Annotated in this window: 13 protein-coding genes; all 13 read left to right on the top strand. The window is 40.1% G+C overall.

Features of this window, described 5'->3' with window-relative positions:
* Nucleotides 1-7: 7 nt before the first annotated feature.
* The 13 genes from H6G83_RS13035 to H6G83_RS12975 all read left to right on the top strand — a co-directional run bounded on the left by H6G83_RS13035 (nucleotide 8) and on the right by H6G83_RS12975 (nucleotide 16,238).
* Nucleotides 8-1,342, top strand: coding sequence for a glycosyltransferase family 4 protein (locus H6G83_RS13035; protein ID WP_190472476.1), 1,335 nt, complete (start codon nucleotides 8-10; stop codon nucleotides 1,340-1,342).
* Nucleotides 1,339-2,289 (top strand): glycosyltransferase family 2 protein, encoded by a 951-nt coding sequence (locus H6G83_RS13030; protein ID WP_190472473.1) that lies wholly within the window; start codon nucleotides 1,339-1,341, stop codon nucleotides 2,287-2,289. Before H6G83_RS13035 ends, H6G83_RS13030 begins: the two co-directional genes overlap by 4 nt.
* 43 nt (nucleotides 2,290-2,332) lie before the next feature.
* On the top strand, nucleotides 2,333-3,283 hold the full coding sequence (locus H6G83_RS13025; protein ID WP_190472470.1) for a glycosyltransferase family 2 protein: 951 nt from the start codon (nucleotides 2,333-2,335) through the stop codon (nucleotides 3,281-3,283).
* Between the two features lie 304 nt (nucleotides 3,284-3,587).
* The gene (locus tag H6G83_RS13020) at nucleotides 3,588-3,893 is read left to right on the top strand and encodes a hypothetical protein (RefSeq protein WP_190472468.1); all 306 of its coding nucleotides are present in this window, start codon (nucleotides 3,588-3,590) and stop codon (nucleotides 3,891-3,893) included.
* A gap of 44 nt (nucleotides 3,894-3,937) precedes the next feature.
* Nucleotides 3,938-4,930 (top strand): glycosyltransferase family protein, encoded by a 993-nt coding sequence (locus H6G83_RS13015; RefSeq protein WP_190472465.1) that lies wholly within the window; start codon nucleotides 3,938-3,940, stop codon nucleotides 4,928-4,930.
* Nucleotides 4,931-4,965: 35 nt separating this feature from the next.
* A complete protein-coding gene (locus H6G83_RS13010) occupies nucleotides 4,966-6,189 on the top strand; it encodes a glycosyltransferase family protein (protein WP_190472462.1) in 1,224 nt (407 codons plus the stop codon).
* Nucleotides 6,190-6,373: 184 nt separating this feature from the next.
* Nucleotides 6,374-7,429, top strand: coding sequence for a glycosyltransferase (locus H6G83_RS13005; RefSeq protein ID WP_190472459.1), 1,056 nt, complete (start codon nucleotides 6,374-6,376; stop codon nucleotides 7,427-7,429).
* 197 nt (nucleotides 7,430-7,626) lie between these two features.
* Nucleotides 7,627-8,955 (top strand): glycosyltransferase, encoded by a 1,329-nt coding sequence (locus tag H6G83_RS13000; protein ID WP_190472456.1) that lies wholly within the window; start codon nucleotides 7,627-7,629, stop codon nucleotides 8,953-8,955.
* The gene (locus H6G83_RS12995) at nucleotides 8,952-10,436 is read left to right on the top strand and encodes a hypothetical protein (protein WP_190472451.1); all 1,485 of its coding nucleotides are present in this window, start codon (nucleotides 8,952-8,954) and stop codon (nucleotides 10,434-10,436) included. Before H6G83_RS13000 ends, H6G83_RS12995 begins: the two co-directional genes overlap by 4 nt.
* Nucleotides 10,437-10,459: 23 nt before the next feature.
* A complete protein-coding gene (locus H6G83_RS12990) occupies nucleotides 10,460-11,641 on the top strand; it encodes a glycosyltransferase family 4 protein (protein ID WP_190472448.1) in 1,182 nt (393 codons plus the stop codon).
* Nucleotides 11,642-11,819: 178 nt separating this feature from the next.
* On the top strand, nucleotides 11,820-12,944 hold the full coding sequence (locus H6G83_RS12985; RefSeq protein WP_190472445.1) for a glycosyltransferase: 1,125 nt from the start codon (nucleotides 11,820-11,822) through the stop codon (nucleotides 12,942-12,944).
* Nucleotides 12,945-13,040: 96 nt separating this feature from the next.
* Complete coding sequence (asnB, locus tag H6G83_RS12980; RefSeq protein WP_190472441.1) at nucleotides 13,041-14,855, top strand: asparagine synthase (glutamine-hydrolyzing); 1,815 nt, start codon at nucleotides 13,041-13,043, stop codon at nucleotides 14,853-14,855.
* Between the two features lie 213 nt (nucleotides 14,856-15,068).
* Nucleotides 15,069-16,238 carry a glycosyltransferase gene (locus H6G83_RS12975; protein WP_190472437.1) on the top strand — a complete coding sequence of 390 codons (1,170 nt, stop codon included), beginning with the start codon at nucleotides 15,069-15,071 and terminating at the stop codon, nucleotides 16,236-16,238.
* Nucleotides 16,239-16,259 lie beyond the last annotated feature (21 nt).

Raw genomic sequence — 16,259 nt, 5'->3', positions numbered from 1 at the left:
TATTAATATGAGATTATTATTTATAATTCCCGAATATCCACCATATTCAGCAGGAGGAATATCTACTTTTTATCGTCACATTTTACCAGAACTATCTAAACAAGGGCATCAGATTCATGTTTTGGTTGGTAGTGCGTTTACTAGTAAGCAACCAAGTTATGAATTAGATGGTGTGACTGTTGAGTTCTTAGACTCTAATGTAGTTGCTTCTAACCTAGCGAAATTTAACCGCTACCAAGCCATTCCCGAATTTCAACGTCACCTAGCAGCAGCTTGGACTGCTTGGGAACAGGTAAATGGAGGTCGAGGTTACGACTTGGTAGAAACAACAGATTGGGGTATGCTGTTTGCACCTTGGATGATCTCACCGGAAAGTCCTCCTACGGTTGTGCAACTGCACGCCAGCATTGGTCAAATAGATTTTCACGACCCCCAAGTTGATAGTCAACTGCAAGGTAATTTAGTTCGCTTATTAGAATTAACTCTGCTCTCAGTTGCAGATGAGTTACAGACCTACAGCCATTCTAATGCTCAAGCTTGGAAAAAACTGACTGGGAGAGATGTTAACAATATTCCTCCGGCTATGCCGTTTATATCTGATATTCAAGCATCAGAAAAATCCTCTCATGGTTTAGTCGTAGGACGGGTTCAATACTGGAAAGGTACAACAATTCTTTGTGAAGCTTTGCAATTGTTAGGAGAAAAAGCACCAATAATAGAATGGGTTGGTCGTGATACAACTTATCGTGATTTCAACACTTCGATGGCTGGTTATCTTAAGCAGACTTATCCTGATATTTGGGGAAATAAGGTACAGCCACTTGGCACTTTTTCACCAGAAGAAACTTGCCAACTGCAAGCAAAGGCAAACTTCATACTTGTACCTTCTATTTGGGATGTGTTTAACTACACCTGTGTAGAAGGAATGGCTCAAGGAAAAGTTGTATTGTGTTCTCAAGGTGCTGGAGCAGCAGATTTAATTACAAATGAAGTTAATGGGCTAACTTTTTTAGCAGGCCATGCCCAAAGTTTAGCAAATAGTTTGGATACTTTACTAAGTTGGAGTCAAGCAAAGCGAGAAGAAGTTGGCAAAGTTGCTCAAGAGACTATAAAAACTCGCCTTAATCCTCAATTTATTGCTCAAAAAAGACTTGAGGTTTATGAAAAACTGGTTAATCATGGCAGATATTCAATTGCTCCTAACTCTTGGTTAATTGATGCTGTTTCTCCTCAAAAACCTTTAGACAAACCTTTAGGGTTTTTAGACCGCTTACCCTTACGAGAGTTAGCAAACTATTTACTAGAACGTAGTCTGAAAAAATTTGGGAAACGATCGCTATGAGTCATCCTTCTTTAGCCCTGTGTATTCCTGCATACAATGCGGCGGCTTATTTACCAAGATTACTTCAGTCTGCTTTGGCTCAAACAATACCATTTGATGAGATATTGGTTTACGACGATTGTAGCACAGATGACACAGGAAAAATCGCTGTAGAGTTTGGAGCCAAGGTAATTAGAGGTGAGATAAATCGTGGCTGTTCTCATGGGAAAAATGCCTTAGCAGAGCAAACAACTTGTGAGTGGATTCATTTTCATGATGCAGATGATGCTTTATATCCAAATTTTGTAGAGCAAGCTTACAAATGGATGGTTTTGGATAACGCTCCAGATGTTGTTTTATTCAATTATGAATGGCGACATGATGATACTGGGGAATTAATTAGTATTCGCTATTTTGATGATGCTGAATTACGACGTGATGCGATCGCCTACGCAATTCGAGAGCAAATTAACCCTTTTTGCGGCTTGTATCGTCGTTCAGCTTATCTACAAGCTGGTGGTTATGACACTGATCCATTAGTGCTTTACAACGAAGATGTAGCATTCCATTGTCGGCTGGCGATCGCAGGTTTAAAATTTGCTGCTGAACCAACCATAACAATTATCAACTATTATCGCCCCAATTCCATGTCCTCTGCCAATCAGATTAAATGTGCAAAAGCGCAATATCATGTGATGCGGAAAGTAGCGGCTTCCCTTTCAGGAAGATATGCACAGGAAATTGCTCAGAGGCTGTGGGCGATCGCTGGAGTTTCTGCTGCTTATTTAGATTGGGAAAATGCTGATAACTGTTTGCATTTAGCTACTGCTGTTTACAGTAAATCTCCCAACAATTTAAGTGTTATATTTCGCTTTATATGTAATTATAATCCTTATTTTGCCATTCGTCTTAGAGAGTGGTTAATCAGACTACTCAAACCACAGTTACGTCAGCAAACCACAACTTAATTTTTGGATAGTAATTCTATTTATTTAAACCATAATCAAATTCATGAAACCCTTAGTTTCGATACTCATGCCCTGCTACAATGCCGAAGCTTGGTTAGCAGAAACCTTAGAATCTGTCTTACAACAAACTTGGGATAATATAGAAGTCATCTTAGTAGATGATGGCTCAAAAGATAACTCATTAGCAGTAGCTAAAAGTTTTGCCTCATCGAAAATTAAAATCATTAGTCAGGAAAATGCCGGACAAAGCGCCGCCGAAAATCGGGCTTTGCGAGAAGCACAAGGAGATTTTATTGAATATTTAGATGCTGATGATTTGTTAGCACCTGACAAAATAGAAAAGCAAATTAAATTATTGGGTGGAAGAGAATCAGAATTTGTCGCCGCAGGTGAATGGGCTAGATTTTATCAAAACATTTCTGAAGCTCAATTTATAGCGGAACCTGTTTGGGCAGATATGTCACCCGTTGATTGGTTAATTACTTCTTGGGAAGGGGGAGGAATGATGCACGGGGCTGCATGGTTAGTTCCTCGGAAAATTGCCGAAAAAGCAGGTTTATGGAATGAAAGTTTATCTCTCATCAATGACTTTGACTACTTTAGTCGCGTGTTATTGGCTAGTAAAGGAGTAAAGTTTTGTTGGGGAGCCAGAACTTATTATAGATCAGGCTTACCTAATAACTTAAGCAGCGCCCGTTCCAGAATTAGTTTAGAATCAGCATTTCGTTCTTTGGAATTGGGTACAAACAATCTGTTGTCAACAGAAAATAGCCCACGCACCCGTCATGCTTGTGCTACAGCTTTCCAACGGTTTATTTATTCCACATACCCTGATGCACCTGATTTAGTTAAACAAGCAGAAGCCAAAGTTCAATCTCTTGGCGGGGCAAATTTGCAGCCAGAGGGTGGTGTTGTTTTTCACATGGTAGCAAATACTTTAGGGTGGAAATCAGCAAAGCGGTTACAAAAAGTAGCTAGTAAAGTGCGGCGGTAGTAAATCTGACTTTTCACGTTATGTGGAAAAGCGCACCGCCAGACCTAACCCCCCAGCCCCCTTCCCTACAAGGGAAGGGGGAGGAATTAAAGCCTCTCTCCTTGCAGGGGAGAGAAATGAAAGTGCTGTTTTCCAGCCCGTGAAAAGTAAGGTATTGACACTCCTCGCTCTAAAGAGACGTTCGCGTTAGCGTCCCGGAGGGAGGATTCTTGCTTCATCCGTCCTCTCTAGAAATCTGAATACTAGTATTCAACTTTCTCCGTTTGGATACGTCCACAAGCTTACACGGACTGCCCGACCGCGTTTGAAAAGGTTTTTAATTTCTGCGTTTACTCCCACATTTGTCAGCCACTGCGTTGGACGGGTTTCCCGGCATAAAGCAAGTGGCGGTACAAGATGCGCGGATTTATACTACCTGTCTTTCCGGATCAGGAGCAGTCCGCTTGACCTACTTCGTCTTTTATTTGTGCGCTTTACCGCTATTAGTTATACTACCACAAAAGCCGCCCTAGAAGGGCGGGGCTTTAAACCCAGTTTTTCGGTAAATATAGCAGATGACAGAGTTAAAAGTTTTTTGTTGTCTAAGTTTTCTCCTTTCTTAATGTCCTAACTGTCTTGGCTGTGACTATACATGATTGCAAATAAGGTAAAAAAATGCAGATAAAACCAATTAATTTGTTTTATGAAGAACCAGAAAGCGATCGCTGGCTACCACTTGATCGCTATCCCCGTCGAGTAATTCGTCGTCTGATCCGAGGTAAACCTCAGCCTGGTGGGATGATGATTTATTTTATCAATCTTTGCTTAGGATTAGACCGCCTTGGTATACCTTACCAAGTCAATAAATATAGTTACATGAAAAAGCATCCAGAAGAAGTTGCTTGTATTATTGGTAAGCCTCATGTCCTATATAAAATTAAATGGCATAATCCCATAATATTTGGCCCAGCCGTTTACTCTCATCCTAGTGATGAACCTCTGCTTTTTCAGAAAGCTCCTATTCAGAAACTTCTTGTTTCTTGCGAATGGCTGAAAGATATGTATAAAACTTTATTACATGAGGATATAACAGTATGGCCGTCAGGAATTAATACTTATAGATGGCAGCCAGCAGCTCCAGCACAAAAAGATATTGATATTCTTATCTATAATAAAATTAGATGGCAATATGACAGCCTGGAAGCAGAATTATTAATACCAATCCAATCTCGCCTAGACAAGATGGGCTTGCGGGTAGAAAACATCCGCTATGGATTTTATAAAGAAGAAGAATATGAATTACTCCTCAAGCGAAGCAAGGCAATGATATTTTTATGCGAACATGAAACACAAGGTTTCGCATATCAACAAGCGCTCTCTGCTGGAGTACCGATTCTCGCATGGGATCGGGGCGGTTTTTGGCAAGATCCAACTTACTTTCCTCACAAAGCAAAGTTTGCTCCTGTCAGTTCGGTTCCTTATTGGGATCATCGTTGTGGAATTAAATTTCAAAACATTAATGAATTTCCTACTAAATTAGCAGAGTTTCTAGATAAGTTAGAAAGTGAACAATTCGCGCCTCGTGATTATATTTTAGAGAATTTGAGTTTGGAACAATGCGCTAAAAATTACGTGGAAATTCTGCATCAAGTTCAGGGAAGATTATAGAAGTTTGATTTTTGTAGCAAAATCATCCTCGATTAATGGCGAAAATACTAATTTTAATAGGCGGACATTTATCTACGGCTCCTCGCCCCCAAAAAGAAGCAGCAGCCCTAGCAAATGCAGGCCATGATGTTACAGTACGTGGTTTTTGGTTTGAACCAGAATTGGTAGAGCGCGATCGCCTACTCATGGCTGACAAAAAATGGCGATTTGCGCCCATTATTGACTTTCAACCAAGCCAAAAATTCCCCAACTGGCTAATTCGTTTGCAAGGACGTTTAGCTAGAGAAAAATTTCAACGTTTTGGGATTTTTTCACCGGAAATTCTCGGTTACGGAGCCAAAGCCATGCTCCAAGTTGCTCTAAAAACCCGTGCAGATTTAACCATAGTCCACTCAGAAGCGGGGCTTTGGGTAGGGAATCAACTTTTAGACAGGGGTTTGAGAGTTGGTGTGGATTTTGAAGATTGGTTTTCACAAGACCTATTACCAGAAGCACGTATCACTCGCCCAATTACACAGCTAAAAATTCTCGAAGCTCGGTTAGCCCAGGAATGCAGCTATTGCTTAACTACTTCTGATGTTTTAGCTGAGGCTATAGCCAAAGCTTACAACGCACCCAAACCCAAGGTAATTTATAACGTTTTTCCCTGGTCTGAGCGATCGCAAATCGACCAGCAAAAGCGCGATCGGCAAAACCACAAATTGCCCTCTTTGCATTGGTTTTCCCAAACTATTGGCCCTGGAAGAGGACTAGAAATCTTATTCCCAGCTCTACCCCACATCCAAATTCCCTTAGAAATTCATTTACGAGGTAATTATCCCCAAAGTTCCCGCCAATGGTTAGAACCATTAGTACCTGATCAATGGCGCGATCGCTTATTTATTCACCCTACTGTTCCTAACAGTGAATTACTATCACGTATCGCTGAACATGATATTGGTCTAGCCTTAGAACGTAGTGATATTCCTAGTAGAAATCTGACAGTTACAAATAAACTATTTCAATATATACAAGCTGGTTTAGCAGTTATTGCTACTGATACCGATGGGCAGAGAGAAATCTTATCTCAACATCCTGCCATTGGTCAATTGATCACAAATAATCATCCAATAGAACTAGCTCAAGCAATTAATCAATTATTAAATCATCCTGATAAATTACATAATGCTAAAAAAGCTTCCTTGCAAGCTTTTCAAGAAAAACTTTCTTGGGAGCAGCAGATTGGTAAACTATCACAGTTAATTGGGGAAAATTTTTAGGACTTACGCATAAAAACGAAAAATCAAGGGTTTGGGCAAGGGTGTAGGGGTATAGGGGTATAGGGGTGTAAATCTTTAAAACCCTTACACCCTTACACCCTTACCCCCCTACACCCTGTCTCAACAGATAACCTTGGTGCGTAAGTCCTGATTTTTACATTTAATCAACATTAGCCAGCCCAAAATGCGTATTTTACTTACAGCCGACCCAGAACTACCAGTACCACCAAAACTCTACGGTGGGATTGAACGTATTGTTGATTTATTAATCACTGGTTTGCAAAGTCGTGGTCATACCGTAGCACTCGTTGCACACCCTGAATCTACCTCCAAAGCCAGTCAATTTTTTCCTTGGTGGGGGAAACAATCTCAAAATAAATTAGATGTGTTGAAAAATACAGCCGTTTTATGGTCTGCTGTGCAGCAATTTCAACCTGATATAGTCCACAGTTTTTCTCGCATCCTTTATTTATTACCTCTGTTGAGTTCTCCCATCCCCAAAGTCATGTCTTATCAACGCAACCCCAGCCTACGCACTACAAGTTGGGGTGCAAAACTTGCTAAAGGTTCTCTCACCTTTACTGGTTGTAGTGATTATATCTGTGGTATTGGACAGAAAGCTGGCGGACTGTGGCAAACAATTCACAACTGCGTAGAACTAGAAAAATATACATTCCAACCACAAGTTAAAGCAGATGCTCCCCTAGTTTTTCTCAGTCGAGTTGAATATATTAAGGGAGCGCATCAAGCGATCGCCGCAGCTCGTCAAGCAAAAAAACCGCTAATTATAGCAGGTAATCAAGTCAATACACCAGAAGGAAAACAATATTGGCAACAAGAAATTGCCCCCTATCTGGGGAAAGATGGAATTGAATATATTGGCCCAGTCAACGATATTCAGAAAAATGAATTGCTTGGTCAAGCATTAGCAATGATTGTACCTATTCAATGGGATGAACCCTTTGGAATTGTCTTTGCTGAAGCCTTAGCTTGTGGTACACCTGTAATTTCCTGTCCACGCGGAGCTTTACCGGAAATTGTCCGTCAAGGTATAGATGGTTATTTAGTAAATAATCTTCAAGAAACCTGTACTGCAATTGAAAAAATATCTCAAATTAATCGTTATAATTGCCGTCAACGTATTGAGCAGTGCTTTTGCGCTGATGTAGTTGTCAATAAATACGAGCAAATGTACTTGAGTTTGTTATCTTCTGAATCTTTAACATTTGCCAAAAATTAACCTAAATACAATTCATTTTTTTGCCTACAAGCTGGCTATTTCTACTAGGAAAAATCCTGAAAAATTATTTTCCACTATTTCACGAATATCGAAACTGCTGTCACTATTCCCTATTTTCTTGTTTCTGTCACCTGTCACCTGTCACCTGTAACCTGTATTTCTTGATAGTAACTTTGAATCTTGAATTGGTATAAACCTTGGTTAATCGCGTCTTAATTATCAGCCCACACTTTCCACCCATTAATGCGCCAGATCACCAACGGGTAAGAATGTCCTTACCTTATTTGGCACAGTTTGGATGGGAAGCCCATATTTTAACAGTGCGTCCAGATAGCGTTGAGGGAATTAACGACCCTCTTTTAGAGAAAACAGTACCCCAGGAGATCCCAGTTACAAGTACAGGAGCATTACCCATCCAACAGACTCGAAAATTTGGTTTAGGTAGCTTGGGTCTGCGTTCTTTTCCTTACTTGCTGCAAGCAGGTAATCGCCTTTTACAACAGCAGAAATTTGATTTATTATATTTTTCTACCACTATATTTAACTCAATGGCACTAGGCCCAATTTGGCAACGTCGTTTTGGTATTCCTTATGTGTTAGACTTTCAAGACCCCTGGCTGAGTGATTACTACGAAAAACCCAATGCAGGAAGACCTCCAGGTGGGCGTTTAAAGTATGAGTTTTCGCAACTACAAGCTAAACTACTAGAACCTATTACATTAAGTTCAGTTAGTCATGTAATTAGTGTTTCACCTGCCTATCCCCAAATTCTACAACAGCGATATCCTCAGTTACGCCCAGAACAGTTTACTGTTTTACCCTTTGGTGCGCCAGAACAAGATTTTGCATCACTCCCTGCAATTGAGGTGCAACAGAAAATATTTAATCCTCATGATGGTAAACGTCATTGGGTTTACGTAGGTAGAGGCGGTGATGATATGGCACTAGCTTTACGAGCTTTATTTTTGAGTATACAGTGCGATCGCCGTCAAAATCCTCAAGTATGGGAGTCCGTTCGCTTACACTTTATTGGTACTAGTTATGCACCAAAGGAACTCGCACTCAAAACTGTAGAACCAATAGCCCAAGAACTTGGTATTGCAGATTTAGTCAGCGAACATCCTGAGCGTATTCCTTACTTTGAAGCCCTCAAAGTCCTCACCGATAGCGATGCCATCTTACTAATTGGTTCTAATGACTCTACATACACCGCTTCTAAACTTTATCCTTGTATTTTAGCCCGTAAGCCCATACTGGCAATTTTCCATCATCAAAGTTCTGTAATAGATATTCTCAAACAATGTCAAGCCGGCGAATATATCACTTTTAATTCCCATAGTCAGCCAGAAAACTTACTAACTCAGGTAACTACAGCCGTTCACAAATTGCTTTCCCTACCGAACGGGTATATACCGGAAACCAACTGGTCAGCATTCAAACCTTATACAGCAAAAGAAATGACCAGAAAGCAATGCCAAATTTTTGATCAATGTCTTACAAGTCATGGACAAAGTAAATCGCCATGAATGAGTCCCACCCCAGCAATTATTATTCATTAGCCTTGCTACCAGTCGTCGAAAGACATCAACGGCGACAGCTGCTAAAAATATTTTGGTTGCTTGCTTCAGGTTTATTGCTATTTGAATTTTGTGCAGAAACTAACTCATTACTGTCAAAATCATCGGCAATTATCATTACTATAGCTGCACTTTTGCCCAGTTACTTTTGGTGTTCTGGTCGAGCATTGGGGATGCCTATTTTTCCTTTATTTGCTCTCACATACACTTGGACTCATGGCTTACCTTTAGTAGCACATCATCCCACAGTGCTAACTTATTCTCCAGAGAGTCATTTATTTGCTAGTCTAACTGTAGCAATATTTTTAGGCATAGGAACTTTATTTTGGTTGCCATTAGTCAAATCTCCCCCAAAGTTACCTAAACACTATCGCGCATTAAATGGGAAAAAGGGCAATAAATTTTTCCTGTTTATTATGGCTGTAGCCATCATATTTAATTTATCTAACAATGGAGGCTGGTTATTGCTAAATAGCGGGATTTTTGCCATCGTTCGTGGTGGTGTTTTAGGGCTGACTGTTCTAGCTAGTTTCGTGCTGAGTTATCAATTAGGTAGTCGCGCCTTATCAAAATCTCAAGCAAAATTATTTTTAATCTTGCTAATTACCTACATGGTAACTGACGCAGTTGGTTTATTAGTTGTAGGTGCGGCTTCTACCTTTATGGTATCTACAGCCGCCTTTATTATTGGTCGTAATAAAATTCCTATTATATCTATTTTAATTGTTGCTACCTGCTTGTCTGTTTTACACCAAGGTAAACATGAGATGCGTAGTAAATATTGGTTTAACCCCAACAAACCAGCCTATGTTCAACCTTGGCAGTATCCTGAATGGTTTAGAGAATGGCTCGGTTATAGCTTCGAGAATATGCGAAAAAAAGATGATGACTCCACATCTAAATCAGAAGAAAGAGAATCTTTTGCCGAACGTTCCAGTTTAATTCAAATGCTGCTGTTAGCTCAAAAGAAAAGTCCAGATACAATCCCTTATTTAAACGGTGCAACTTACGCTATCATCCCGGAACTCTTAGTTCCTCGGTTCTTAAACGCCAATAAAATCCGCAGTCATGAAGGCACATATATTTTAAGCATTCATTATAAATTACAAACATATAAAGATACTTTAACCACAACTATTGGTTGGGGTTTATTAGCTGAATCTTACGCAAACTTTGGCATTTTCGGCTCGGCTGGGCTGGGGATGATTTTGGGAATTTGGTATGGAAAAATCACTCGCTGGTCGATGAATGCACCAATTCTTTCAGCCCAATCACTATTTGCTGTGTTATTACTCGCCTTTTGTTTTCAGTCAGAATTTAGTGCTGGAGTTTATGTTGCTAGTTTATTTCAATCTAGTATGGTATTGATGGGAATTGTAGTAGTCTTGATGAATAATCAAAAGACACAACGATTTCCAGTTTATCCTTGATAAAATACGAGTGCAGCCAGAGCATGAAAAAATTGGCAATTGTTGTTTCCCATCCCATTCAATATTATTCTCCTTGGTTTAATTATTTGTCTAACACAGCAGGTTTAGCTGTGAAAGTTTTTTATTTATGGGATTTCGGTGTCACCAAGCGAATAGATTCTGGTTTTCAGCAAGAAATTCAATGGGATATCCCATTATTAAGCGGATACGATTATGAATTTGTCCCTAACATCAGTTCTCGTCCTGGTACTGATCATTTTTGGGGTTTACAAAATCCATCTTTAAGTTCACAAATCAAGAAATTCCACCCCGAAGCGGTATTGTTAATGATTTATAACTATGCTAGTATTTATCGCTTATTGTGGAGTGGTTCTCAAGATTTACCTCCCTTGTTATTTCGCGGTGATTCCCATAGACTCTTGATATCTCATAATATCAAAGCTTTGCTCAAGCGGGAATTTATTACACAAATTTATCGCCGATTTGCTGCTTGCCTTTATGTAGGTAAAGCCAATTATAATTATTTCCGTTATCATCGAGTTGCCGAAGAAAAATTATTTTTTTCTCCCCATGCAGTAGATAATCATCGCTTTTTAGCTCAAACTGATGTAGTTAATCAGCAAGCACAAGCATGGAAACAAGAATTGGGTATACCCGCAGATCATGCAGTAATTCTATTTGCGGGTAAGCTGGAAGAGAAAAAACGTCCTTTGGATTTGCTCCAAGCTTTCTTATCAATAAATATTCCCCAAGTATCTTTATTATTTGTCGGTGCTGGGCCTTTAGAAGCAGAATTGAAAACCGCAGCAGCAGGAAAATCTCATATTTACTTTGCCCCTTTTCAAAATCAAACATTTATGCCTCGTACCTATGCGGCGGCTGATTTATTTGTTTTACCTAGCTACGGTAGTGGAGAAACTTGGGGACTAGCTATTAATGAAGCAATGTGTTTGAGTCGTCCTGTAATTGTGAGTAATCATGTAGGTTGTTCTCAAGACTTAGTTCACAATTATGAAAATGGTTTAGTTTTTCCGGCTGGTGATGTATCTGCCTTAGCGCATAGCCTCAAGGAAGCATTAGCAAATCGGCAACGTTTACAAAAATGGGGAGAAAATAGCCGTAATATAGTAGCCAATTACACTTATGCTCAGGCAACTCAGGGACTCATTCAAGCACTCGAATATACCAAACTACGCCTGATGTGAATTAGAAAAACCTTTATTATCCAAACAATAGCCTATGCGGGTAGCTCATGAGACTCGGTAGGGGCGGGTTCACCGGGATCATCGCTAATTGTTGATGATATTTGATTAACCCGCCCCTACAAATGTCTATCCAATTACAAGATTTTAATTCACATTAGACGTAAATTACAATAAATCCATGAATATACATCTCTGGTTGCCTCATCTGTTTAGTTTTAATGGTGGCATTCAAACATACTCAGCTTTTTTGTTTCAAGCTTTACAAAACCTATATCCTGAGAGTCGCTACGAAGTCTTTATCAAACATGAAGTTGAAACTTTGCCTAGCATTAACTACTTACCCCAAACGCGATTTCACTTTGCTGGTGGTTCACCACTCAAATTCCGTACACCCTTGTTTGCAGCCCAACTTATTGGGCATGGTCTGATCAAAAAACCTGATTTAGTGCTAGCAACTCACTTAAATTTTGCGGTGGCTTGCTTAATACTTAAGCGTTTGTTGGGTGTACCTTACTGGGTAGTGGCTCATGGGATAGAAGCATGGAATATCAAAAATAAGGCGGTAAAGACTGCTTTGATGGAAGCTGATTTAATTTTAGCGGTTAGTAGTTACACAAGCGATCGCCTACTCAAAGAACAAAACCTCGACCCCAAAAAAGTCACTCTTCTACCCAACACCTTTGATGCCCATCGTTTTCAACCTGCCCCTAAACCACCATATTTATTAGCAAAACACAACCTCAAACCAACACAACCAATTATCTTGACTGTGGGCAGATTATCTGCTGGTGAGCAATACAAGGGTTATGACCGAGTTTTAAAAGCAATTCCCCAAATTCGTCAGTTGCTGGGCGATATTCATTATGTAATTGTTGGTGAAGGTAGTGATAGACCCAGAATTGAGCAGCTAATAGCCCAGCTACAACTACAAGATTGTGTCACCTTAGCCGGGTTTGTGCCTGATGAACAACTATGTGATTACTACAATCTCTGCGATGTTTTCGCCATGCCCAGTAAAGGGGAAGGCTTTGGAATTGTTTATTTAGAAGCATTAGCCTGTGGTAAAGCTGTTTTAGCAGGTAATCAAGACGGTGCTATAGATGCTCTGTGTCATGGTAAATTAGGGGCGCTTGTCAATCCTGACGATGTTGAAGCGATCGCCCAAACACTAACTAAAATTTTGCTCAAACAATATCCTAATTCCTTAATTTATCAACCAGATGAACTCAGGAATTTAGCCATCGATACCTTTGGATTTAAGCAGTTTCAATCCACTCTCGCCAGACATTTTCCAACCCTCTAAAAATCACTCATTCACCTCCTTACTTTCCTTCCTCAATAAATTAATATTGTATAATTCCTTAATTCAAAATTTCCATAATAAATCTAACTTAAAAATATGTGTGGAATCGCTGGCATTCTGACAAAAAATCAATATCAGGAACAATTAGAACCGACGATTCAGCGAATGCAAATTGCTTTGCGACATCGTGGCCCTGATGATGCAGGTATTTTTATTGCCCCAGAACGGCAAGCCGCTTTAGCCCATACTCGTCTGTCCATTCTCGACCTTAGTAGTGCTGGACATCAGCCCATGTCTACCCCTGATGGACGTTACTGGATTACTTTCAATGGTGAAATCTATAACTTTCAACAACTGCGACGGGATCTAATTAATCAAGGTGAAAAATTTAATTCCCAAACAGACACAGAAGTTATTTTAAAATTGTACCAACGATTGGGTACTGTATGTGTTCAGTATCTCCGGGGGATGTTTGCCTTTGCTATTTGGGACGATGTTGAAAAAACTTGTTTTTTAGCCCGCGATCCTCTGGGTATAAAACCCCTATATTACTGGCAATCTGGTTCCACATTCATCTTTGCCTCTGAACTCAGAGCTATTCTAGCCTCCCGCTTACCTGCTGTAAATTTAAGTATGCAGGGATTATATGGTTATCTTGTTACTGGTTCAGTTCCAGAACCCCATACTTTAATTGAAGGAGTTCACTGTTTAAATGCTGGACACCATCTACATTGGCAGGCAGGTTCATTCACCCAAAAACAATACTGGCAGGTTGATTTTACTCCTCAACAAATCACTTTAGAACAAGCCCGCAAACAAGTACGCAACGCACTGATTGATTCTATTAAACATCATTTCGTCAGTGATGTACCAGTAGGTGTATTTTTGAGCGGAGGTATAGACTCCTCCGCAGTAGTTGCTTTAGCAAGGCAAACTCAAACTGGTGTACTCAAAACTTATTCCATTGCTTTTGAAGAATCAGCCTGGAATGAAGGAGAAATATCTTCTAAAATTGCTCATACATTTGAGACTGAGCATACAGAACATATTATTACATCTGCTTTGGGTAAGTCATTATTTAGCCAATTTATAGAAACAATTGACCAACCAAGTATTGATGGTTTCAATACTTTTTGTGTGTCCCAAGTCGCGCACAATGATAGCACGAAAGTAGTTCTATCTGGATTAGGAGGAGATGAACTATTTGGAGGTTATAAAGCCTTCCAACAAATCCCAAAAATGCTGCGATGGGGGCAGCAATTCCACAAATTTTCACCCATCAGTAATAGTCTAGGTAAAGCCTTAGCACATTGGGGAAAATCACCAAAACAAAAACGATTAGGAGACTTTTTACAACAAAAACCCACAACCGCCGCCGCTTATCGTAGTTTTAGAGGTATTTTTTCTCAAACAGAAGCTGGGAAAATTACTCAGCATTACCTCAAACAGTTGCCAACCCCTGTCTCAGGTTGGCAGCAGGATATAATTAATAATACGGCAATATCCCAAAATCCGCCTTCGGTAGAAGATGAAGTTAGCCTACTGGAACTGAGTCAGTATATGCGTAATCAGTTGCTACGGGATAGCGATGTCATGAGTATGGCATGGGGATTAGAATTGCGAGTCCCGTTTGTTGATCGAGTTTTACTGGAAACAATTGCATCTATTCCTAGTGCTATGCGTTTAGCACCAAGTAAACAATTATTAATTGAAGCAATACCTGAGTTACCAAGCTACTTATTAAATCGTCCCAAGCGAGGATTCTCTTTTCCGTTTCAGCAATGGATAGACCAAGAGTGGAGTGATTATTTTCCGGTTCATGAACTGAATAAAAACATTGACCTTAACCTGTGGTATCGTCGTTGGAGTCTCGTCATCCTCGACTATTGGTTACAGCAAGTTACCAACTAAATAGCTGCTAATAAATCAACGTGAGTTCGACAAGCGTTGTTTTGACCTCACCCCCAACCCCTCTCCTACGAGGAGAGGGGAGTAAGACGGTGAGGTTTTCGTTTCTCCTCCCTCTCCTACGAGGAGAGGGAGGTTGGGAGGGTGAGGTTCATCGAACTCACGTTAAATCAGTAAGTTATACATACCCCAGTTAGGTCAAAATTTTAATTTATCATGAAAGTTCTTCATATCATTCCTTCAGTCGCATCGGTCAGAGGCGGTCCCAGTCAAGCAATTATAGAAACAGTTAAATCATTGCGAAATATCGGTGTTGAAGCCGAAATTGTTACTACTAATGATAATGGTGATCACTTATTAGATGTGCCTATGGGTGAGTGGATAGAATACAAGCAAGTACCAGTACAGTTTTTTCCCCGCTTCTCTCCTCCCATTCATGCCATTAGAGAATTTGCCTTTTCTCATCAACTTACTCTATGGTTGTGGAAAAATGCTGCTCAATATGACTTGCTACACATTCACGCTATTTTTTCCTATGCTTGCACTGCGGCAATGAGAATTGCCCGTCTCCAAGGCATTCCCTACATTGTCCGCCCTTTAGGACAACTATGTAAATGGTCACTACAGCAAAGTCCCCGCAAGAAACAGGTTTATCTGGATTTAATCGAACGAGCAAATATTAATCAAAGTCTAGCTATTCACCTGACTTCTGAGCAAGAACAACAAGAAGTTTCCCTTTTAGGTTTTGATGCCCCTAGCTTTGTTCTACCCCACGGACTTGCTATTCCTGATCTTATCAGCAATGCTCGTCATCGGCTCCGCAAACAGCTAAATCTTGCGGACGATGAACCAGTAATTTTATTTTTGTCCCGTCTGCATCCCAAGAAAGGTTTAGACTATATTATTCCTGCCTTGGGGAAACTTCTTAATCATCGTTTCACCTTTATTTTAGCAGGCAGTGGTTCACCAGAATACGAAGCAGAAGTTGAATCTCTTTTGATAGCAAATGGTATGCGAGAACGCACCCGTTTTGTGGGATTTGTGGAAGGAGAAACCAAAAACATCTTTATGCAAGGTGCTGATTTATTTGTCCTCACATCCCACTCGGAAAATTTTGGCATCGCTGTTCTAGAGGCTTTGGCGGTGGGTGTGCCTGTCCTTGTTACTCCTGGTGTAGCTTTAGCTTCTTTAGTGCAACAACACCAACTGGGTTACGTTCCCCAACTAGAAGTTTTAGATATTGCATCTGCACTTGATGATTATTTTAGCCATCCTCAAGCAGCTAAAGATATGGGCGATCGCGCCCGCAAACTAATTGTTAAAAATTATACTTGGACTCGCATTGCTGAACATCTCAGCCACATATATATGCAGCTGATAAATTAAGATTTTATCAATGACAAAATC

This window comes from Anabaena azotica FACHB-119 (genome assembly GCF_014697625.1).
Classification (GTDB): domain Bacteria; phylum Cyanobacteriota; class Cyanobacteriia; order Cyanobacteriales; family Nostocaceae; genus Trichormus; species Trichormus azoticus_A.
Note: the sequence above shows the minus strand (reverse complement) of the source record. Positions and strands in the feature narration are given on the sequence as shown.